General features: G+C 57.5%; 18 protein-coding genes. 13 read left to right on the top strand and 5 right to left on the bottom strand.

Translation table 11 applies throughout. The features are described from left to right. Position 1: 1 nt before the first annotated feature. On the bottom strand, positions 2–2,062 hold the full coding sequence (gene ppk1 / locus BY447_RS05785) for a polyphosphate kinase 1 (RefSeq protein ID WP_110330732.1): 2,061 nt from the start codon (positions 2,060–2,062) through the stop codon (positions 2–4). A 150-nt stretch (positions 2,063–2,212) separates the two neighbouring features. Between ppk1 and BY447_RS05780 the strand changes: the two genes are divergently transcribed. From BY447_RS05780 to pstB, 3 genes are read left to right on the top strand one after another with little or no spacing between them, the layout of a single operon-like run. Further along, complete coding sequence (locus BY447_RS05780) at positions 2,213–4,300, top strand: ABC transporter permease subunit (RefSeq protein WP_110330731.1); 2,088 nt, start codon at positions 2,213–2,215, stop codon at positions 4,298–4,300. After that, positions 4,297–5,931, top strand: coding sequence for a phosphate ABC transporter permease PstA (gene pstA / locus BY447_RS05775; protein ID WP_110330730.1), 1,635 nt, complete (start codon positions 4,297–4,299; stop codon positions 5,929–5,931). Before BY447_RS05780 ends, pstA begins: the two co-directional genes overlap by 4 nt. 12 nt (positions 5,932–5,943) lie before the next feature. Further along, on the top strand, positions 5,944–6,711 hold the full coding sequence (gene pstB / locus BY447_RS05770) for a phosphate ABC transporter ATP-binding protein PstB (protein WP_095706806.1): 768 nt from the start codon (positions 5,944–5,946) through the stop codon (positions 6,709–6,711). Positions 6,712–6,896: 185 nt separating this feature from the next. Here the strand turns inward: pstB and purN are convergent, their stop codons facing one another. Both purN and purM read right to left on the bottom strand, forming a co-directional pair. After that, entirely contained in the window at positions 6,897–7,535 is a 639-nt protein-coding gene (purN, locus tag BY447_RS05765; protein ID WP_110330729.1) for a phosphoribosylglycinamide formyltransferase, read from the bottom strand. Further along, positions 7,532–8,572, bottom strand: coding sequence for a phosphoribosylformylglycinamidine cyclo-ligase (gene purM, locus BY447_RS05760; protein WP_033783865.1), 1,041 nt, complete (start codon positions 8,570–8,572; stop codon positions 7,532–7,534). The genes purN and purM overlap by 4 nt, the downstream gene beginning before the upstream one ends. Positions 8,573–8,801: 229 nt before the next feature. Here purM and upp point away from each other — a divergent pair, with 229 nt between their 5' ends. The 3 genes from upp to hda all read left to right on the top strand — a co-directional run bounded on the left by upp (position 8,802) and on the right by hda (position 11,666). Next, the gene (gene upp / locus BY447_RS05755) at positions 8,802–9,428 is read left to right on the top strand and encodes a uracil phosphoribosyltransferase (RefSeq protein ID WP_009088774.1); all 627 of its coding nucleotides are present in this window, start codon (positions 8,802–8,804) and stop codon (positions 9,426–9,428) included. A 145-nt stretch (positions 9,429–9,573) separates the two neighbouring features. After that, complete coding sequence (gene uraA, locus BY447_RS05750; RefSeq protein WP_110330728.1) at positions 9,574–10,857, top strand: uracil permease; 1,284 nt, start codon at positions 9,574–9,576, stop codon at positions 10,855–10,857. 107 nt (positions 10,858–10,964) lie between these two features. Beyond that, positions 10,965–11,666 carry a DnaA inactivator Hda gene (gene hda, locus BY447_RS05745; protein WP_218832236.1) on the top strand — a complete coding sequence of 234 codons (702 nt, stop codon included), beginning with the start codon at positions 10,965–10,967 and terminating at the stop codon, positions 11,664–11,666. On the opposite strand, the gene arsC is transcribed toward hda, so the two are convergent. Then, complete coding sequence (arsC, locus tag BY447_RS05740; RefSeq protein WP_095706808.1) at positions 11,663–12,004, bottom strand: arsenate reductase (glutaredoxin); 342 nt, start codon at positions 12,002–12,004, stop codon at positions 11,663–11,665. The genes hda and arsC overlap by 4 nt on opposite strands. 44 nt (positions 12,005–12,048) lie before the next feature. Next, positions 12,049–13,512 (bottom strand): tetratricopeptide repeat protein, encoded by a 1,464-nt coding sequence (locus BY447_RS05735; protein ID WP_107320009.1) that lies wholly within the window; start codon positions 13,510–13,512, stop codon positions 12,049–12,051. A gap of 754 nt (positions 13,513–14,266) precedes the next feature. Between BY447_RS05735 and BY447_RS05730 the strand changes: the two genes are divergently transcribed. The 7 genes from BY447_RS05730 (at position 14,267) to BY447_RS05700 (ending at position 20,332) form a co-directional block, all read left to right on the top strand. After that, the gene (locus BY447_RS05730) at positions 14,267–14,872 is read left to right on the top strand and encodes a DsrE family protein (protein WP_013358697.1); all 606 of its coding nucleotides are present in this window, start codon (positions 14,267–14,269) and stop codon (positions 14,870–14,872) included. Between the two features lie 31 nt (positions 14,873–14,903). Beyond that, positions 14,904–15,512 (top strand): DsrE family protein, encoded by a 609-nt coding sequence (locus BY447_RS05725; protein ID WP_033733500.1) that lies wholly within the window; start codon positions 14,904–14,906, stop codon positions 15,510–15,512. Positions 15,513–15,636: 124 nt separating this feature from the next. Next, positions 15,637–16,659 carry a LacI family DNA-binding transcriptional regulator gene (locus BY447_RS05720; RefSeq protein ID WP_110330727.1) on the top strand — a complete coding sequence of 341 codons (1,023 nt, stop codon included), beginning with the start codon at positions 15,637–15,639 and terminating at the stop codon, positions 16,657–16,659. Beyond that, entirely contained in the window at positions 16,643–17,665 is a 1,023-nt protein-coding gene (locus BY447_RS05715) for an ABC transporter substrate-binding protein (RefSeq protein WP_110330726.1), read from the top strand. Before BY447_RS05720 ends, BY447_RS05715 begins: the two co-directional genes overlap by 17 nt. Beyond that, on the top strand, positions 17,665–18,540 hold the full coding sequence (locus BY447_RS05710; RefSeq protein ID WP_110330725.1) for an ABC transporter permease: 876 nt from the start codon (positions 17,665–17,667) through the stop codon (positions 18,538–18,540). The genes BY447_RS05715 and BY447_RS05710 overlap by 1 nt, the downstream gene beginning before the upstream one ends. Further along, on the top strand, positions 18,537–19,352 hold the full coding sequence (locus BY447_RS05705; RefSeq protein ID WP_041457249.1) for an ABC transporter permease: 816 nt from the start codon (positions 18,537–18,539) through the stop codon (positions 19,350–19,352). The genes BY447_RS05710 and BY447_RS05705 overlap by 4 nt, the downstream gene beginning before the upstream one ends. Further along, positions 19,349–20,332 (top strand): ABC transporter ATP-binding protein, encoded by a 984-nt coding sequence (locus BY447_RS05700; RefSeq protein WP_110330724.1) that lies wholly within the window; start codon positions 19,349–19,351, stop codon positions 20,330–20,332. The genes BY447_RS05705 and BY447_RS05700 overlap by 4 nt, the downstream gene beginning before the upstream one ends. Positions 20,333–20,342: the final 10 nt, after the last annotated feature.

The following is a 20,342-nucleotide window of genomic DNA, read 5'->3' as shown; positions in this document are numbered from 1 at the left end:
TTTATTCAGGTTGTTCCAGTTTCTTGATGTAATCATAGATGGCCAGCTGCGAGCGCACTTTACGACGGTTGCCGCGCTGGACGTAATGGTTACTCAACTCTTTATCGACGATGCGGGCTTTCACCGTATCACTCAACTGAATAGCAATAATGTCGAGTATGCGCTGCCGGATGTGGGGATCGAGGATCGCCACGGCCACTTCGATGCGGTAATCAATGTTACGTGTCATCCAGTCAGCGGAGGAGAGGAACACCTTCTTATCGCCGCCATTCTCAAAAATATAGACGCGATCGTGTTCCAGATAACGGTCAACAATACTGATGACACGAATATTTTCACTGATCCCCGGCAGGTCAGGGATTAATGAGCACATTCCGCGCACCAGAAGATTAACCTTCACCCCTACGCTGGAGGCTGTATAAAGCCGATCTACCAGACCTTTGTCCACCAGATTATTGATTTTCAGAGTAATGCCGCAGGGCTTATTCTGCTGTGCATTGGCAATTTCGGTGTCGATCAGTTCATACAGCATCCGGCGTGAGTTCTGTGGCGACACCATCAGGTGATCGAACGTTACGGGCCGGTAAGGATTCTCAATAAAGTTGAACACCCGGCGTACTTCATTGGTGATGCGTGCATCCGCGGTCAGCAATGAGTAGTCGGTATAAAGCCGCGCGGTTTTCTCGTTAAAGTTGCCGGTGCCGATATGCGCGTAGCGCACAATCTCTTCGCCTTCGTGGCGTGAGATCAGGAACAGCTTGGCGTGAATTTTCAGGCCGGGTGCGGAGAAAATGACATGCACGCCTGCTTCGGTCAGGCGTTTCGCCCAGTAAATATTGGCTTCTTCATCAAAGCGTGCCTGCAGCTCAACGACCACCGTGACTTTTTTACCGTTATAGGCGGCATGGATCATCGCATCCATGATGCGGGAGTGTTTAGCGACGCGGTAGATGTTGATTTTGATCGCCAGCACGCTGGGGTCAAACGACGCCTGACGCAGCAGTTCCAGCACGTGCTCAAAGGTGTGGTACGGATAGTAGAGCAGTACGTCGCGGTCGCGGATCGCATCAAACCCGTTGCGGAAGCCATCAAAACCGATGTGGCGAATCTGCGGCAGCGGGCGGTTAACCAGGTTGTTTTTACCTACGTTCGGGAAGCCGATAAAGTCTTTGAAGTTGTGATAGCGGCCGCCCGGCAGTATTGAGTCAAAGTTGGAAATCGAGAGCTTGTGGCACAGCAGCTCAACCATCGCCTCTGGCATGTCACGCTGATAGACAAACCGCACCGGCTCCGCCGTCAGTCGCTGCTTCAGGCTGGAGGACATCAGCTCCAGCAGGCTCGACTCCATCTCCGTCACCAGATCGTACTCGGCGTCACGCGTCATTTTCATTGAATAGGCGTTAAGCGCGTCGTAGTCATAGAAGCCTTTGAAAATATCATCCAGGCAGTAACGTAAGATGTTGTCCAGCAGGATCATTGGCTTGCGACGGCGCGGTGGCTCTGCCGGTAAATTGATGAAGCGCGGCACTTTATCGGACGGGATCTCCAGCAGTGCATAACGAATATCGTCACCACGGATAATCTCTACCGCCAGGTAGGTGTAATCATCTTTAAGGAATTCGGTCAGGTCAGTTTCATGGGTGATCAGAATCGGGGAGATATGCTGACGCAGTTCATGTTTGAAGTAGTGGCGCAGCCACGCCTGCTGGTTGGGCGACAGCTGGCGTTCATTGATCAGGAAGATCTGGTTACGTGCCATCTCAAGCAGCAGGTCGTTATAAAGTGCGTCGAACTCCTGATCGGACTTCATCACCCGCTGCTGAATTTTCTTAAACAGATGGCGTGGCGTACTGGCGGAACCCTGCTCTTCACCAATCAGAATGCGGCGTTTGAGGTCGGCGAAACGCACTTTATAGAATTCGTCGAGATTGTTGGAGTAGATGCCCAGAAAGCGCATCCGCTCAATCAGTGGATTGCTTTTGTCTGCTGCTTCCTGCAAAACCCGTTCATTAAAGGATAACCAGCTTAATTCTTTTTCTATATAAAGCTTTACCTGACCCATTCTCACTCCATTTAGCGGTTGCAGGACTGAAGATCCAGTATCCACCAACATTATGGCGAGAGTATGGCAGCGTTGTCCAACGCCAGGAGTTGTCTTATCAATCGGCTACGGGCAACATAGCGGCTTATTTTGGCCTGCTACCGGAACCGCATGAGCGCAAACCACATTCCTGTCCAATTCAGCGATCGCAAGCGTCGTGCCGTTGATCGTCTGACGCGGCGGCTGATCACCTGCTGTGGCGTCGCGATCCTGCTACTGATGCTGCTGCTGTTCTGCTGGCTGATTGGCGTGGTATTACCGCTGTTTAATGCGCCGGGCCTGCAAATCGCGGCCAGCCAGCAACTCTGGGATCGTACGCCCGCTTTAGCAATAGGCAATCAGGGCAACATTGGCTGGCGTATCAGCGCGCACGGTGCAGCACGTTTTATTCCGCTGGATGGTCAGCCTGCGGAACCGGCGCTGGCGCTGACCCCGGCGCCTGATGAGGTGGTGCAGAGTGCCGATGGGCAGACGCTGCTACTGAATATGCAGGGCGCGCTGACGCTGATGCAGCCTGCGACCGACCAGCAGTGGCGCTTCCCGCTGGGCGACAAACCCTTTCATCTGCCTGATGGCGCAGTGACAAAGATGGCGCTGGCGACGCGTCATGCGGGTCAGTGGCGCATCGCTGCTCTCACTGAGGCCGGACTGCGGGTGCTGACGCTGGGCACCGATCGTCAGGCGTCGGTTATCCCGCTGCCGCAACGCCAGCTTGATCTGCTGGCGATCTCGCCCTCCGGCGATCTGCTCTACACCACCGACGGCACGCTGCTGCGGGTCTGGCAGCTGGACGATGACCGTGCCCTGCTGCGCGAAACGCATACTCTGTCGCAGCCCCCACAAAGTCTGCATCTGCTGGTGGGCGGCAAAAGCCTGCTGATTCAGGATCGCAGCGGTGTCACCCAGTGGTTTGCTATCGCCAGCGATCAGGGGCCGCGCCTGCAGCGTATCCGGACCTTTGCGCACAGCGATGGCGAAACGATTCTGGTGACAGAATCACAGCGTCGCGTGTTTGCGACGCTCAGTAAACAGGGGATGCTGCAACTGTTCGCCAGCAAGCAGACTGGCCCGATACTGCAGCGTCAGCTTGAACCCGGCATCGTGCAGGCGCAGTTTTCACCCCATGGCGACAGCCTGCTGATTGAGCGGGCGGGAAGCTGGCAAACCCTGCGGCTCGATAATCCGTGGCCGGATGTGACCTGGCGTAATTTCTGGCAGAAAATCTGGTATGAAAACTACCCCGGACCCGACTGGGTCTGGCAATCCACCGCCGCCGGTGACAGCTATCAGGCCAAGTTCAGCCTGATGCCGATGGTCACGGGAACGCTGAAAGCGGCCAGTTTAGCGTTGCTGTTTGCCACGCCGCTGGCGCTGGCCGCGGCGATGTACACCGCATGGTTCATGGCACCGGGGCTGAGGCGCTGGGTTAAACCAGCCATTGAAATGATGGGCGCGCTGCCAAGCGTAGTGGTGGGGCTGATTGCCGGGATCTGGCTTGCGCCACATATTGGTCAGGCGCTGGTGGGGGTACTGCTGCTGCCCCTGACGCTGGCAGGCGCGCTGCTGCTGTGTGGTGTATTCAGCGCGCGTTTACCGCCGCGCTGGCGTCAGCCGGGCCGGGAAGTAGTGATTCTGCTGCCGCTGTTGCTGCTGGTTACACTGCTGACACTGTGGCTGCCGACGCTGTTTATACCGGATGCGGGCGACTGGCTGCCCCATTACGAGCAGCGCAATCTGCTGGTGGCCGCGCTGGCGATGGGCTTTGCGCTGGTGCCGCTGATCTTCACCCTTTCTGAAGATGCACTTTTCAGCGTACCTGCGGCGCTGGGCCAGGGTTCGCTGGCACTGGGCGCGACGCCATGGCAAACCCTGACCCGCGTCGTCCTGCCGGGCGCCTCCGCCGGGATTTTTGCCGCGCTGATGATCGGTCTGGGACGCGCCGTGGGAGAAACCATGATTTTGCTGATGGCGACCGGGAACACGCCGCAAAGCGAAGGTGGCCTGTTCAGCGGTCTTCGCGCATTGTCCGCCAACATCGCCATTGAGATGCCGGAAGCGGCAGCGGGCAGTGCGCACTATCGCGTGCTGTTTCTCAGCGCCCTGATGCTGCTGCTGTTTACGCTGGTGATTAACACGGTTGCCGAACTGATCCGCCAGCGGCTGCGTCAGCGTTACAGCCAGCAGGAGGAGCAGGCATGAAGGCGATGCGACAAAACGATCGCTGGCGCTGGTTAACCGCGGGTGCCGTCGCCGTCTGCCTGCTGGCCTTCACGCTGCTGATTGGGCTACTGGCGTGGCAGGGCGTCCGTGCTTTCTGGCCGCAGCGCGTGGATCTCTATACCTTCAGCCAGCCTGAAGGCGGTGAAACGCGCCTGCTGGGTGAAACCCTGGAACATCAGCGGCACTTTCCAGCGCCGGCCGATGAGCAGGGCAATAGTGGTGGTCAGGTGAATCGCTATCTGATTAAAACCGGTAACCGCGACTGGGACGCTCCCGATTTCCGCGTGGTCTACAGCCGTACAGCGGCAAAAATCAGTCAGCCGCCGGACGTCATGGTGCTGCAGCGGCGCAGCCACGGTCAGGCCTATGGCTGGTTTGTCGGCCTGCGTGAAGATAACGAAGAGTTAACTGCACAGAATCCCGATGCGCTGCTGCATCAGCGGCTCGGTCAGGTACAGATGCTGGTGCGGCAGGCTAACCAGATTCGCCGGGTGGATATGGCGCGCCTCAACAGCCAGCGTGAAGAGCTTGATGAGCAGGCGGGCACAAACCGGGCTGCCGGACGCTTTGATCTGCAGGCAGAGTCAGAATATCAGGCGAATCAGGCCGCACTGCAGCGCCGCTTTAATCAGCTGAGTGAGACACTGGCTTCTCTGCAACAGCAGAGTCAGCGCGATCTGTTAATCCTGCGGGATGGGCAGGGCAATGAACATGCGATTCCGCTGACCGAAATCGTCGACAGCTGGAAGCCGAACGCGATGACGCTGACCGGAAAAACCGGACATTTTCTGCATCAGCTGTGGCGTTTCGTCAGTGATTCACCTGCCGGGGGCGAAAGTGAATCCGGCGCGTTTCCGGCGATTTTCGGCACCGTGCTGATGGTGCTGCTGATGTCGGTGGTGGTGATGCCGCTGGGCGTCGTCGCCGCTATCTGGCTGCATGAATATGCCGGACGGAATGCGCTGACCAGGCTGGTGCGCATCGCGGTAGTCAATCTGGCCGGCGTTCCTTCCATTGTTTATGGGGTGTTTGGTCTGGGCTTCTTTGTCTGGCTGGTGGGCGGCACGATTGATCAGCTCTTTTTTGCCAGCGCACTGCCTAATCCCACCTTCGGCACGCCAGGTTTACTCTGGGCGTCGCTGACCCTGGCGTTACTGACGCTGCCGGTAGTAATTGTGGCGACCGAAGAGGGCTTATCGCGGATTCCCAACAGCCTGCGGCAGGGTTCGCTGGCGCTGGGCGCGACCCAGGCGGAAACGCTGTGGAATGTGGTGCTGCCAATGGCAGTGCCGGCCATGCTGACCGGCCTGATTCTGGCGGTGGCGCGTGCAGCAGGTGAAACCGCGCCGCTGATGCTGGTGGGCGTGGTGAAAATGGTGCCGGAACTGCCGGTCGACGCGGTGTTCCCTTATCTGCATCTGGATCGCAAGTTTATGCATCTGGGCTTCCAGATTTACGATCTGGCGTTTCAGAGTCCGAATATTGAAGCTGACCGGCCGCTGGTGTTCGCCACCGCGTTGCTGCTGGTGCTGATTATTCTGTCGCTTAATCTGCTGGCGATGGGCCTGCGTCACCGTCTGCGTGAACGCTATCGCCTTATGACTCAATAACAGGCTATGACTATGACGTCCGACACGGATATCGCGCTGACCGTTAACCATCTGTCGCTGTGGTATGGCGAGCGCCAGGCGCTGCAGGATATTTCGCTGCAGGTGCCGAAAAACAGGATTACTGCGCTGATTGGCCCCTCGGGCTGCGGCAAGTCGACGCTGCTGCGCTGCTTTAATCGCATGAACGACGTGATTGATCACTGCCGGGTAGAGGGTGAAGTGTTGCTGGGATCGCAGCCGATCCTGCGCCCCGAACAGGATCTCTCCGCGCTGCGCCGTCGGGTCGGCATGGTGTTTCAGCGGCCTAATCCTTTTCCAAAATCGATTTATGAAAATGTGGTTTACGGGCTGCGTTTACAGGGTGTGCGCGATCGGCGGGTACTGAACGAGGCGTGTGAGCGTGCGCTGCGTGCGGCGGCGCTGTGGGGTGAGGTGAAAGATCAGCTGTCACAGAATGCGCTGACGCTCTCGACCGGACAGCAGCAGCGGCTGGTGATTGCCCGCGCCATTGCCATTGAGCCGGAAGTGCTGCTGCTGGATGAGCCGACCTCCGCGCTGGATCCGATCTCCACACTGGTGATTGAAGAGCTGATGACCACCCTGAAGCAGCACTTCACGCTGGTGCTGGTGACGCACAACATGCAGCAGGCGTCGCGCGTGTCCGATTTCACCGCGTTTATGCATCAGGGCGCGTTAGTGGAGTTTGATGAGACCGACCGGATCTTTACCGCGCCGAAACAGCGACGGACCGAAGATTACATTACGGGACGCTACGGCTGAGCCAGCATCGGGAGCAGAACAGGTTTTTGTGTCAGACGGCTCATATGCTTAAAGCGATGGGAGCCTATGCCCGTAGTAAAGCATCGCGGGCCATGGATGGCATTTTTTGCGTCTTTACGGAGGGCATAGGCTCCCTGAGCCTTTACTCTGCCAGTACTTCATAAGAAGCCCTGGCTTCCGGTGCATCAGTCGTTAGCATAGCCCTGCGGTGGCAGCGGTTCGCCATCCAGCCAGGCCTTGCCATCACGCATTTGCAGCCGGCCTTCAACAAACCAGCCAATCACCAGCGGATAGATCGCGTGTTCCTGGTGCTGCACCCGCTCGGTAATCTCCGCTTCGCTATCGTCAGGAAAGACCGGGACTTTAGCCTGCAGGATCACCGGACCGCCATCCAGTTCATCCGTCACGAAATGCACGGACGTGCCATGTTCGCTGTCGCCATTTTCCAGCGCCTGACGATGCGTATGCAGTCCTGGATATTTCGGCAGCAGGGAAGGATGGATGTTCAGCAGGCGATCGTGAAAATGCGCCACGAACGCGCTGCTGAGAATGCGCATATAACCCGCCAGCACAATCAAATCCGGACGGTAGGCTTCTATTTCAGCGATGAGCTGACGATCAAAAGCGTCCCGGTCAGCGAAGTCGCTGGCGGCAAGCGCGTGGGCGGGGATCCCCGCCTCCTGCGCCCGCGTCAGCCCATAAGCAGTAGCACGGTTACTGAACACGGCAGCGACGCTGCCGTGAATCCGCCCGCTTTCGCAGGCGTCAAGGATGGACTGAAGGTTACTTCCGTTGCCGGAAATCAGTACAACCAGCTTTTTCATCCGTTGATGACCACACGCTCTTCAGCATCCGACGCTTTGATCACGCCGAGCTTCCAGGCTTTCTCGCCTGCGGCCTGCATCAGCGCAATCGCTTTGTCCGCGTCTGCCGGGCTCAGTGCAATGATCATGCCGACGCCGCAGTTAAAGGTGCGGTACATCTCGAAACGGCTGACGTTGCCCGCCTGCTGTAACCAGCTGAAGACCGCCGGCCACTGCCAGCTCTTCTCGTCGATGACAGCCTGGGTATTGTCGGGCAGGACGCGCGGGATATTTTCCCAGAAGCCGCCGCCGGTCAGGTGTGCGATAGCGTGCACATCGACCTGCTCAATCAGGCTCAGGATATTTTTCACGTAGATGCGGGTCGGTTCCAGCAGATGATCGGCCAGCGGTTTGCCTTCCAGCTGTTCAGCCAGCGGATCGGTGTTGCTGACTTCCAGAATCTTGCGCACCAGCGAATAGCCGTTAGAGTGCGGGCCGCTGGAGCCGAGGGCGATCAGTACGTCGCCATCCTGCACCTTACTGCCGTCGATAATTTCTGACTTTTCCACCACGCCGACACAGAAACCGGCCACGTCGTAATCTTCGCCGTGATACATGCCTGGCATCTCAGCGGTTTCACCGCCCACCAGCGCACAACCTGACTGCAGACACCCTTCGGCGATGCCGGTGATCACCGCAGAGGCGGTATCCACATCCAGTTTGCCGGTGGCGTAGTAGTCGAGGAAGAAGAGCGGCTCGGCGCCCTGAACCACCAGGTCATTGACGCACATCGCGACCAGGTCAACACCAATGGCATCGTGACGTTTGAGATCCATCGCCAGACGCAGCTTGGTGCCTACGCCATCGGTGCCGGAGACCAGCACGGGTTCACGGTATTTTTGCGGCAGCGCGCAAAGCGCACCAAAACCGCCCAGTCCACCCATCACTTCCGGGCGACGCGTCTTTTTCACTACGCCTTTAATACGGTCAACCAGAGCGTTACCAGCATCAATATCAACACCGGCGTCTTTGTAACTGAGAGAGGTTTTGTCGGTCACTGCGAGGTCCCCACGCGAGTTGCGGTTGGTGGTTTAAAATAAAGCGCGGCAATTCTATCAGTGCAGGCAAACGTTTGCGAGTCCGGCATTGCGCATCGGGCGATTTTCATTAATCCTCTGTTTGTCCCGGTAAAACCCACGGCTTTGCGCAAGAGCAGGTGGCGCAGCGTGCAAAAGGCGGTATAATCCCGCGATTTTTTTTAGCTCAACTCATTCCGGGAGAACACCAATGAAGATCGTGGAAGTCAGACACCCGCTGGTCAAACATAAACTGGGCCTGATGCGTGAGCATGATATCAGTACAAAGCGTTTTCGCGAGCTGGCCTCTGAAGTGGGCAGCCTGCTGACCTACGAAGCGACCGCCGATCTGGAAACAGAGCGCGTGACCATTGAGGGCTGGAACGGCCCGGTAGAGATCGATCAGATCAAAGGCAAAAAAATCACGGTGGTCCCGATCCTGCGTGCCGGCCTGGGCATGATGGAAGGGGTGCTGGAACACGTTCCCAGCGCCCGTATCAGCGTGGTGGGTGTTTACCGTGATGAAGAGACGCTGGAGCCGGTTCCCTATTTCCAGAAGCTGGTCTCTAACATCGAAGAGCGCCTGGCGCTGGTGGTCGACCCGATGCTGGCGACCGGTGGTTCCATGATTGCTACAATCGACCTGCTGAAGAAAGCGGGCTGCACCAGCATCAAAGTGCTGGTTCTGGTTGCCGCGCCAGAAGGGATTGCCGCACTGGAGAAAGCGCATCCTGACGTCGAGCTTTACACCGCGTCAGTGGATCAGGGACTGAACGAAAAGGGTTACATCATTCCCGGGCTCGGCGATGCCGGGGACAAGATTTTCGGAACCAAATAAATCGCACAGCCGACCAGAGAGTCGGCTTTTTTTTGACAAAAATAATGCCCCGAACGGATTCGGTCTGCCGCAATGCGCACCGGCGTGCCTGCTGCTGTGCCAGAGGCGCGAACCCACGGGGATACAAAACATAAGGGGATAAATGATGACTCGTCGCGCCATTGGCATCAGTGAACGGCCGCCGTTACTGCAAACCATTCCACTCAGCCTGCAACACCTGTTTGCCATGTTTGGTGCCACGGTACTGGTGCCGATTCTGTTCCACATCAACCCGGCGACGGTGCTGTTGTTTAACGGTGTCGGCACACTGATTTATCTTTTTATCTGTAAAGGCAAAATTCCTGCCTACCTCGGTTCCAGTTTTGCCTTTATCTCGCCGGTGCTGCTGTTACTGCCACTGGGTTACGAGGTCGCGCTGGGCGGATTTATCCTGTGCGGCGTGCTGTTCTGTATCGTGGCGCTGATTGTGAAACGTGCCGGAACCGGCTGGCTCGACGTGATGTTCCCTCCGGCGGCGATGGGCGCGATTGTCGCCGTCATCGGTCTGGAGCTGGCGGGTGTCGCCGCCAATATGGCTGGCCTGCTGCCCGTTGAAGGCAGTGCGCCCGACAGCAAAACCGTGCTGATTTCGCTGGTCACGCTGGCGGTAACGGTCTTCGGTTCGGTACTGTTCCGTGGCTTCCTGGCGATTATCCCGATTCTGGTCGGTGTGGTGGCAGGCTATCTGCTCTCTGCCTTTATGGGCATCGTTGACTGGAGTGGCGTGGTGAAAGCCCCGTGGTTTGCCCTGCCAACCTTCTATACACCGCGTTTCGAGTGGGTGGCAATGCTGACGATTCTGCCTGCGGCGCTGGTGGTCATTGCCGAGCATATCGGTCATCTGGTGGTTACGGCCAACATCGTGAAGAAAGATCTGATTCGCGACCCCGGCCTGCATCGTTCGATGTTCGCCAACGGCTTATCCACCGTTATTTCTGGCTTCTTCGGTTCCACACCGAATACGACTTACGGTGAAAACATCGGCGTGATGGCGATTACCCGCGTCTATAGCACCTGGGTGATTGGCGGTGCGGCGATTCTGGCGATTCTGCTCTCCTGCGTTGGCAAACTGGCGGCGGTGATCCAGGCGATCCCGGTGCCGGTGATGGGCGGCGTGTCGCTGCTGCTGTATGGCGTGATTGGCGCATCCGGTATCCGCGTGTTGATCGAATCCAAAGTCGATTACAACAAAGCGCAGAATCTGATTCTGACCTCGGTGATCCTGATCATCGGCGTCAGCGGAGCGAAGGTACATATCGGTGCGGCAGAGCTGAAAGGCATGGCGCTGGCGACGATCGTGGGTGTTGGCCTGGCGCTGATCTTCCGCGTGATCTCGCTGTTGCGTCCGGAAGAAGTGGTGCTGGAGGCTGAAGAACCGCGCGAACATTGATCGCAGCGCGCCTGACAGGATCGGGGCAGGGACGCCCCATTCATCTCTTTCTGAAAACTGTGTTAGACTTCCCCCGATTTTTTGCTTGTTCTCTTGCTGAGGTGCTTCTGAACACGCCGGCACAATTGTCATTGCCACTCTATTTACCCGACGATGAAACCTTCTCCAGCTTCTGGCCGGGGGAAAACACGTCGCTGATTGCCGCACTCAAAGGCGCTCTCAACCAACAACATGGCAGCTATCTCTACTTCTGGTCACGCGAAGGCGGTGGGCGGAGCCATCTGCTGCACGCCGCGTGCGCTGAAATGTCCGCGCGCAGCGAAGCGGTCGGTTACGTTCCGCTGGATAAACGCACCTGGTTTGTGCCGGAAGTGCTGGAAGGAATGGAGCAGCTGTCACTGGTCTGCATCGATAACATCGAGTGCATTGCAGGCGAACCGGAGTGGGAGATGGCGATCTTCGATCTCTATAACCGCATTCTGGAAACCGGCAATACGCGCCTGTTTATTACCGGCGATCGTCCGCCACGTCAGCTGAATCTGCAGCTGCCCGATCTCGCCTCGCGGCTGGACTGGGGGCAGATCTATCGACTGCAGCCGCTCTCCGACGAAGACAAACTGCAGGCGCTGCAACTACGTGCCGGGTTACGTGGTTTTGAGCTGCCGGAAGATGTGGGTCGCTTCCTGCTGAAGCGACTGGATCGTGAAATGCGCACGCTGTTTGATACGCTGGATCGGCTTGATCGCGCCTCGATCAGCGCGCAGCGTAAACTCACTATTCCCTTCGTTAAAGAGACGCTCGGCCTTTAAATAATGTCGAGCACCGCTTCTGGCGGACGTCCGATCCGCGCTTTATCGCCATTGATCACAATCGGCCTTTCAATCAGCACCGGGTTTTCTACCAGCGCATCCAGCAGCGCACTTTCGTTTTTGTCGCCGAGTGCCAGCTCGCTGTAGATCGCCTCTTTGGTACGCATCAACTCTCGTGCACTCTGCATCCCCAGTTTCTGTAGCAGAATCTGCAGCGTCTCGCGATCGGGCGGCGTCTGCAGATAGAGCACCACTTCCGGCTCAATGCCGCGGACGTTCAGCAGCGCCAGCGTTTCGCGGCTCTTGCTGCAGCGCGGGTTGTGGTAAATCGTCACCATTTAAGACTCTCCTTTTATTTTTGGCATGTCAGCTACGTCGTTTCTCAGCCTTTCTGATATTGCTTAAAGCGCTGCTGCAACTGGCGCAGCTGATCGATACGGGCATCGTAGCGCGCCTGCTTCAGGCTGCCGAGTGGCACCTGTGCGCTGGCGCTGCCTAACGCGGTGATGGCCTGATCAAGCTGGCCATTCAGCGCCAGGCTCTCAGCCCGTGCAGATAACTCTTCATCATTCAGTCCCTGCTGTGCAGAAGCCTGTGCCAGTAAATCCCAGCCGTTGGGATCGTCTTTATTGGCCCAGGTATAGCGGTTCAGAATACGGCTGGCACTGGCATACTGCTTCGCTTCCACGTAGGCGTTCGCCAGGTTGAGCTGCACCACCGGGCTGTTTTTGGCACCGGTTGCGGCGGTGAGCAGGGCGATAGCCTGTTGTGGCTGGTTCAGGCCGATATCGATGTCCGACATGATATCCAGGAACCAGACATTATTAGGCTGTTTCGCCAGCAGTGGCGTCATAATCCGCTTCGCATCGGCATAGCTCTTCGCCTGTAAAAACTGTATGGCCTTGCCATATTGTGACGCCAACTGCTCACGCGCATTGCCGCTGGCATACTGACTCAGCAGTTCGTCAGTGAGCTGATTACGCCCGGTGGCGTACATCCCCAGCGCACGCACCTTCGCCAGGTAAAAATCTTCAGTGGACTGCACGACGACCGGGCGCATCTGGTTAGCACGGTTGCGGGCATCCGCCAGTCGGCTGTCGGGCAGGGGGTGCGTCAGCAGAATTTCAGGTGGCTTCGAGGAGAAGCGACTCTGATCGGCCAGCTTCTGCAGAAAGTTCGGCATCGCCTGGGGATCGAACCCGGCGCGCTGCAGCACCTGAATGCCGATGCGGTCAGCCTCCTGCTCATTGCCCTGCGTAAAGCTGATAATCCCCTGCTGCGTACCCGCCAGGGTGCCGGTCAGTGCGGCCATACCCGCCTGCGGACTCGCCATCGCCAGCAGTATCGAGCCCAGCGCACCGACCCAGGTGAGTGGGGCATTACGCTTCTGATCTTCCATGGCGCGCGCCAGATGGCGCTGGGTGACGTGTGAAATTTCATGCGCCATCACGGATGCCAGCTGACTTTCGTTTTCGGTAAAGCGGAACAGCGCGGAGTGCAGCACCACGTTGCCACCGAAGAAGGCAAAGGCGTTGAGCTCATCGTTCTGAATCAGAAAGAAGTGGAACGGGGTTTTGACGGAGTCAGCATGCGAGACCAGCCGCTGCCCCAGCTGATTAATATACTGATTAAGCAGCGGATCGTTGATCAGCGGCGCACTGGCACGCAGCTGGCGCACATAGAAGTCGCCCATCTGCAGTTCCTGATTAATCGACAGCGTCGAACCGGCCGTGGTGCCAATATCGGGAAGCGAGTCACTGACATCGGCCCTGACAGGTGTCAGAGTGGTGAAAATCAGCGTCGGGAGGAGCGCGGCGATCAGCGTTTTCTTTAACCGGTTCAACATGCCTTAATCCTGTAGAGAGGCCCTGAAAATGGACAGGTGCGCAGCGGGAATGTTCCATTTTTCGCAGATAACGGCGGTTCGGGACTATCTTAACCAGAGCATCAAAAGAAAGAAATGTCGTTTTCTGGCCAGTGCCTGGCGTAATTTGTGCAAGATCGCAGATTTTGACGAAAAAAACTGAACATCCCGCCAACTTAAACCGCAGTTAAACGAAAAAAATCCGGCGAGGTTTTCCCGGGGTCCTGAGCCGCTAATTTGCCACTTATCTGTTTATTCCCGTCGTGCTTCGACCGAATAAAGCAGAATCTGCTGGCAGACATCCGGAACCGTAATCGTTCTTTTTTTAAAGTTATGTAAATTCAATCAGAAAAACTGAATATGGCACGCGTTTTTCCAGGTCTACTCTGAAAAAACAGCCCGCGCTGAGCTGCAAAATGTTTCTGCACCATTGATTAATTAAATCGTATTGCCTGCAACACTTTTCCTGATTCCAGCTAAGCCTGGCTGTTATTTTCTCGTCTCAACTTAACTGCAAGAGATTAAATTCGTGATAGTCAGATCCACTGCGACTAAGACTCTTTTTTCTGCATGATGAAAACCTTTGATTAATTCTCTGAGTGAATAATTTCATCGGTTATCAATAGCGCGTTGACCTGAATTTACAGAAGCGAGAATTAAACCTTCGCTGTGGTATAGATAGCCGACCTGATTCAGCCCTGAATCTGACAGACATTATTTGCCGGAGAGAAGTGTTATGCGTTCAGTTGTTTCATACGCGTTAATCGCCATTATTGGCGGCGTCGTTGGCGCGGCTGTCACACAGAGTGGCGATATTTACGACAAAGTGACACGTCATTTTGCAACCGAGCCACAGGAAGCGCCTGGATTCTGGAGTACCCCGGCGATTGAAGGCTACGGCAAAATTCATTACGAGCCTGACGCTGCGTTTAAACCGGTGGCGGGCCTGAGCAACAAAATTGTTTTCCAGATTACCCGCAGCGACGGCGCGATGACCGCACCGAATCTGGGACTGGAGCGTGTGGCGCGCGTGGTGAATTTGTATATCGCCTCTGGCGTACCGGCCGACCAGCTGAAGTTTGTGGTTTCGGTCACCGGTGACGCAACGCCTGCCATGCTGGATAACGCCCATTTCAAACAGTTTTATGGCATCGAAAATCCAAACCTGAAGCTGATTAATGAGCTGAATCAGGCGGGAGTGAAAGTCTCGGTCTGCGATCAGTCCGTGGCATTCCATCACTATCCGAATAACTGGATTGATAAATCAGTCATCCATGCGCTTTCCAGTCCAACCACGGTATCAACCCTGCAAAACCAGGGGTACGCGTGGCTGGCAATGTAATTGATGTTTTAAACGACCGGGAGAAGAGTGAATGCGTCCAGCAGCGTTAGTAGTGATGGCAGCCGTAGCAGGATTTATTGGCGGCAATGTTTTACAGTTGCCGGAATTATTCGATAAGGTCAGCGGAAAAATGGCAGATAATAAATCTGAGCCCGCTGATTTCTGGAGTACGCCTGCGATTGAAGGCTACGGCAAAATACATTATGTCGATACGCCGGCATTTAAACCCGGCACCACTGCGGGTCTGAGTAATAAAATTGTTTTCCAGATTAACCACAATGACGGCGATATTCGTAAGCCGAATCTGGGCCTGGAGCGTGTGGCACGTGTCACCAACCTCTATTATGCGGCGGGTGTGCCGCTCGACCAGCTGAAATTTGTGGTGTCGATCAACGGCGACGCGGTGTCGTCAGCGCTGAATAACGACCAGTTCAGCAAAGCCTACGGCGTGGATAACCCGAACCTGAAGCTGATCAGCGAACTGAAAAAAGCGGGCGTTCAGGTCACTATCTGTGATCAATCTGTGGCGTTTCATCAGCTCGATCGCAACTGGATCGATCCGATGGTCACCCACACTATCTCCAGCGGCACCACCGTTGCCACGCTGGAAAACAGCGGTTACGCCTTCCTGATGCTTTAATTCCCCGCAGCGGCGTCACTGCCGCTGTCACCTGCCGGTCATGTTACCGTGATGCGCCTGTCATATAACGCCGCTAGTTTACGTCGCAATGAGATCGATCTCATCGACGATAAACGAGGCAGTGATGACAGATTTAATCAGCGTAGCCCGACTGGCAGGGGTCTCCCGCGCAACCGCCGCGCGCGCCTTCTCTGATCCTCATCTGCTGAAACCAGGCACGCTGCAAAAGGTGCTTGCCGCCTCGGAACAGATCGGTTTTCGCCCGAATCATATTGCCCGTCAGCTCCGCACTCAACACTCCACCACGCTTGGCGTACTGCTGCCTTCACTGCTTAATCCGGTTTTTGCCCTGCAACTGCAGGCGATGGAGCAGCAGGCCCGTCAGGCTGGGTATGCGCTGCTGGTGGCAACCAGTGATTATCAGGCTGAGCGGGAAGCGGCCATTGTCGAACATATGCTGCACCAGCGTGTCGCCGGTCTGGTTCTGACGGTGGCAGACGCCGACCGCAGTGCGCTGCTGCCGACGCTGGCGGCAGCAAAGATGCCCTTCGTGCTGACCCACAACGTGCCGCAACAGCACGACTGGCCCGCGCTGTGCGTCGACAACCGTAAAGCGATGGCGGAAGCGACTGCCCATCTTATCACTCTCGGCCACCGCCACATCGTGATGGCTGCTGGACCTATGCAGCAATCTGACCGTGCGCGTCTGCGCTACCTTGGCTACTGCGAGGCGATGCAGCAGGCCGGTCTGACGCAGCGGGCGATGATTGAGATGCCCAGCCATATTCAGTCCGACTTCCGGCTGCTGCTGCCCCTGATGAATGCCCCTTCGCCGCTGACCGCCGTGATTTGCAGTAATGATCTGCTGGCTATCAGCCTGCTGGGGGCGGCTGCGCGTGCCGGTATCAGCGTACCCAATCAATTGTCAGTCATCGGCTTCGACGGCATTGAGCTGGGTGAACAGCTTTCACCGTCACTGGCCAGCGTGGTGCAGCCGATTGCGCTGATGGGCACGCGCGCCATCGATCTGCTTCTGAATCCGGGCGGCAAAACCCACTTGCTGGCCCATCATTTACGGCTCGGGGAGAGTATCGCCCCGGCATTTCATGGTTCTATTTCAGGGAAACATCATGTCACTCAACCTTAATATCAGACAGGTCGCCAGCGCTGCGCTGCTGGCCGGATGCTCGCTTACCAGTTCGTGGGCGCAGGCGGCGGAAAATGCCATCTGCTATAACTGCCCGCCAGAGTGGGCCGACTGGGCCACGCAGCTTCAGGCGATTGAAAAAGCGACCGGCATCCATGTGCCGCAGGATAATAAAAACTCAGGTCAGGCACTGGCGCAGCTGGTGGCGGAGAAAAACAATCCGGTCGCCGACGTGGTCTATTACGGCGTCAGCTTTGGTATTCAGGCCGTCAGTGCCGACGTGGTCAGCGCTTATAAACCGGCTAACTGGGATGAGATTCCGGCAGGCATGAAAGATCCCAATGGCAAGTGGGTGGCGTTGCACTCCGGGACCATGGGCTTTATGGTTAATGTCGATGCGCTGGGTGACGCGCCGGTGCCGCGCGCCTGGGATGATCTGCTGAAGCCGGAATATAAAGGCATGGTGGGCTATCTGGATCCGGCCAGCGCCTTTGTAGGCTATGTCGCAGCGGTCGCGGTGAATCAGGCCAAAGGCGGCAGCCTGCATGACTTCACCCCGGCGATAAACTGGTTTAAGACGCTGCAGCGCAATCAGCCAATTGTGCCTAAGCAGACCGCCTATGCGCGGCTGATTTCGGGCGAAATCCCGATTCTGATCGACTATGACTTCAACGCCTATCGCGCCCGCTACAAAGATCACGCCAACGTTGAGTTTGTGATCCCGAGAGAGGGAACAGTCACGGTGCCGTACGTCATCAGCCTGGTGAAGAATGCGCCGCATCCGGCCAACGGTAAGAAAGTGATTGATTTCGTGCTGTCAGATGCCGGTCAGGCTATCTGGGCCAATGCCTGGCTGCGTCCGGTGCGGGCGGGAGCGATGTCACCCGAGGCGAAAAAATATTTCCTGCCTGACAGCGATTATGCGCGCGCCCACACGGTCGATTATCAGCAGATGGCCGATGCGCAAAAGGGCTTCTCCGCGCGTTATCTGAGTGAGATTCGCTGATGTCACTGTCAGAAATCAACCTGTCTGCCGCTGGCGGGCCGGTTCGCCAGCGGCTCCGGCCGCTGGGGGCGAACTGGCCGTGGATGCTGCTGCCTGCGCTGCTCTTCTTCGCGGCCTTCTGGCTACTGCCGTTTGCCCGCCTGTTGCAGATCGGCATGACGGAGGATCGTACCACGCACCACAGCGGCTACTGGACAGTTATCAGTCAGCCGCAGTATCTGCAAAGCCTGCTGAACACCGTGCTGCTCTCGGCGGCGGTCACGCTGGTGACGCTGCTGCTTGCGGCGGTAGTCGGCTGCTTTCTGGCGCGGCAGCGCTTTACCGGGCGCGGCACGCTGCTGGCACTGCTGACCTTCCCGCTGGCTTTTCCGGGCGTGGTGGTGGGATTTCTGATGGTGATGCTGGCGGGGCGTCAGGGTGTGCTGGCGCAACTCAGCCTCAGCCTGTTTCATGAGCGCTGGGTTTTCGCCTATTCGCTCAGCGGCTTATTCATTGGCTATCTCTATTTTTCGCTGCCGCGCGCCATCGTGACATTGGTGGCGGCGAGTGAGAAGCTGGATCGATCGCTGGAGGAGGCGGCCCGTTCGCTGGGAGCCAGCCAGTGGCGCATCATCATCGACGTGATCATTCCGGGGCTGAAACCAGCGCTGCTCTCCTGTGGCGCGCTCTGTTTTGCCACCAGCATGGGCGCGTTTGGCACCGCCTTTACCCTTGGCACAGAGCTGGCCGTGCTGCCGCTGACTATTTACGGCGAGTTCACCAATTACGCCAACTTTGCCACCGCGGCGGCACTCTCGGTGGTGATGGGCGCGGTGGCCTGGCTGGCGCTAATGCTGGCTAATGGGCTTGCATGCCGGAAGGCGCGTTCATCATGAAGCGCCGGGGTCTGTTCTGGCTGCAGGTGGCGATCACCAGCCTCACCGCGCTATTTATGATCGTACCGGTGGTGCTCTCAATGCTGGCGGGCGTCACGCAGAACTACTTCGCGGGCCTGCGCAGCGGCCTGACGCTGAAGTGGGTGGAACAGGTGTGGCAGATGTATGCCGACACCTTCTGGCTGTCGCTGCTGATCGCCCTGAGCTGTCTGGCGGTGACGGTCATCGTGGGTGTGCCCGCCGCCTGGGGCTTACTGAAGTCACCGTCACGCTGGGCCTCACGCATTGAGGAGTGCCTGATGCTGCCGGTTGCGTTGCCGGGCCTCGCAACCGCGCTGGGTATCATTCTGCTTTATGGTCAGTTCAGCGCACTGCGCGACAGCTGGCTCTTCATCCTGATCGGCCATGTGCTTTTTACGCTGCCCTTTATGATCCGACCGGTGCTGTCGGTAATGCAGGCGATTGATCTGCCGCGGCTGGAAGAGGCCGCCGCGAGCCTGGGGGCGAGCTTCTGGCGTCGCTTCTTTACCGTGGTCGTCCCGAACTGTCGCAATGGCATTCTGGCGGGTGCGTTTATGGTGATTACGCTGTCGGTAGGGGAGTTCAACATCACCTGGATGCTGCACACGCCCCTGACCAAAACCCTGCCTGTCGGGCTGGCCGACAGCTACACCTCGATGCGGCTGGAAGTCGGATCCGCCTACACCCTGATTTTTATCATGATGATTTTACCGCTGCTGCTATTGCTCAACGCCTGTAATCACTGGCTGGAACGGCAATCAGGGCGGCAGCAGAGAGAGGAAACTCTATGAAAGAGGCCGTCAACGTGACGCTGCGCCACTGCTCGCGTCGCTTCAATCAGCAGGTCGCGCTGCATCCGCTCGATCTGCGGGTCCACGCCGGAGAAACGCTGGTGCTGCTGGGGCCATCCGGCTGCGGAAAAACCACACTGTTGCGTATCATCAGCGGTCTGGAAAGCAGCGATGCGCCAGGGGAAGTCTGGTTTGATCAGCGGAACGTTACCGCGCTGCCGATTGAGAAACGCAGCGTTGGCATGGTGTTCCAGAGCTACGCGCTGTTCCCGACGCTCAACGTGGCGCAGAACGTCGCCTATGGCCTGAAGGTGCAGGGCGTGCCGCGAGCCGAACGTGAGGCGCGGGTGGCAGAAATGCTGGCGCTGGTGGATCTGACGCAACTGTCACATCGCGCGATAGATAAATTGTCCGGCGGGCAGAAGCAGCGGGTGGCACTGGCTCGCGCGCTGGCCGCCCGGCCTAAAGTGCTGCTGTTTGATGAGCCGCTGGCGGCGCTTGATGCCAGGCTGCGCGATCGACTGCGGCTGGAGATCGGCGCACTGCTCAAGCGGCTGGCGATCACTGCCGTTTACGTCACGCACGATCAGCAGGAGGCGATGGCGCTGGGCGATCGCATCGCGGTGATGGAGCAGGGCCGTCTGGTGCAGCTCGATACGCCGCAGGGCATCTATCAGCGCCCGGCCTCCCGTTTTGTGGCCGACTTTGTGGGTGCCATTAACTGCATTGCGCACGATCTCCTTGGTCAGCCCCTGCGTTTTTGCCGCCCGGAAGATGTGCTGCTGGCCGACGATATGCGCTATCCCCAGCGCGGCGTGGTGGTGGGCAGCACCTTCCTCGGCGCTTCGCAGCGCTTACTGATCGATATTGGACTGGATAGCCCCATTCAGGTAGAGCGTCATGCACGCGAAATCTGGCAGGCCGGGCAGCGCATCAGCTGGTCGCTGACCAGTCAGGCCGCGCTGGAATTCAGTTGCTAAGGAGTGTGTT

Origin of the sequence: Pantoea sp. JKS000250 (genome assembly GCF_003201065.1) — a bacterium.
In the GTDB taxonomy this organism is placed as follows: domain Bacteria; phylum Pseudomonadota; class Gammaproteobacteria; order Enterobacterales; family Enterobacteriaceae; genus Pantoea; species Pantoea vagans.
The sequence above is the reverse complement of the archived record's forward strand: the minus strand, read 5'-3'. Positions and strand labels throughout refer to the sequence as shown.

What these genes read in the sequence shown, in the direction of transcription:
- ppk1 (WP_110330732.1), bottom strand. Translation starts at nt 2,062, where the DNA reads ATGGGTCAGGTAAAGCTTTATATAGAAAAAGAATTAAGCTGGTTATCC.
- BY447_RS05780 (WP_110330731.1), top strand. Translation starts at nt 2,213, where the DNA reads ATGAGCGCAAACCACATTCCTGTCCAATTCAGCGATCGCAAGCGTCGT.
- pstA (WP_110330730.1), top strand. Translation starts at nt 4,297, where the DNA reads ATGAAGGCGATGCGACAAAACGATCGCTGGCGCTGGTTAACCGCGGGT.
- pstB (WP_095706806.1), top strand. Translation starts at nt 5,944, where the DNA reads ATGACGTCCGACACGGATATCGCGCTGACCGTTAACCATCTGTCGCTG.
- purN (WP_110330729.1), bottom strand. Translation starts at nt 7,535, where the DNA reads ATGAAAAAGCTGGTTGTACTGATTTCCGGCAACGGAAGTAACCTTCAG.
- upp (WP_009088774.1), top strand. Translation starts at nt 8,802, where the DNA reads ATGAAGATCGTGGAAGTCAGACACCCGCTGGTCAAACATAAACTGGGC.
- uraA (WP_110330728.1), top strand. Translation starts at nt 9,574, where the DNA reads ATGACTCGTCGCGCCATTGGCATCAGTGAACGGCCGCCGTTACTGCAA.
- arsC (WP_095706808.1), bottom strand. Translation starts at nt 12,004, where the DNA reads ATGGTGACGATTTACCACAACCCGCGCTGCAGCAAGAGCCGCGAAACG.
- BY447_RS05735 (WP_107320009.1), bottom strand. Translation starts at nt 13,512, where the DNA reads ATGTTGAACCGGTTAAAGAAAACGCTGATCGCCGCGCTCCTCCCGACG.
- BY447_RS05730 (WP_013358697.1), top strand. Translation starts at nt 14,267, where the DNA reads ATGCGTTCAGTTGTTTCATACGCGTTAATCGCCATTATTGGCGGCGTC.
- BY447_RS05725 (WP_033733500.1), top strand. Translation starts at nt 14,904, where the DNA reads ATGCGTCCAGCAGCGTTAGTAGTGATGGCAGCCGTAGCAGGATTTATT.
- BY447_RS05720 (WP_110330727.1), top strand. Translation starts at nt 15,637, where the DNA reads ATGACAGATTTAATCAGCGTAGCCCGACTGGCAGGGGTCTCCCGCGCA.
- BY447_RS05715 (WP_110330726.1), top strand. Translation starts at nt 16,643, where the DNA reads ATGTCACTCAACCTTAATATCAGACAGGTCGCCAGCGCTGCGCTGCTG.
- BY447_RS05710 (WP_110330725.1), top strand. Translation starts at nt 17,665, where the DNA reads ATGTCACTGTCAGAAATCAACCTGTCTGCCGCTGGCGGGCCGGTTCGC.
- BY447_RS05705 (WP_041457249.1), top strand. Translation starts at nt 18,537, where the DNA reads ATGAAGCGCCGGGGTCTGTTCTGGCTGCAGGTGGCGATCACCAGCCTC.
- BY447_RS05700 (WP_110330724.1), top strand. Translation starts at nt 19,349, where the DNA reads ATGAAAGAGGCCGTCAACGTGACGCTGCGCCACTGCTCGCGTCGCTTC.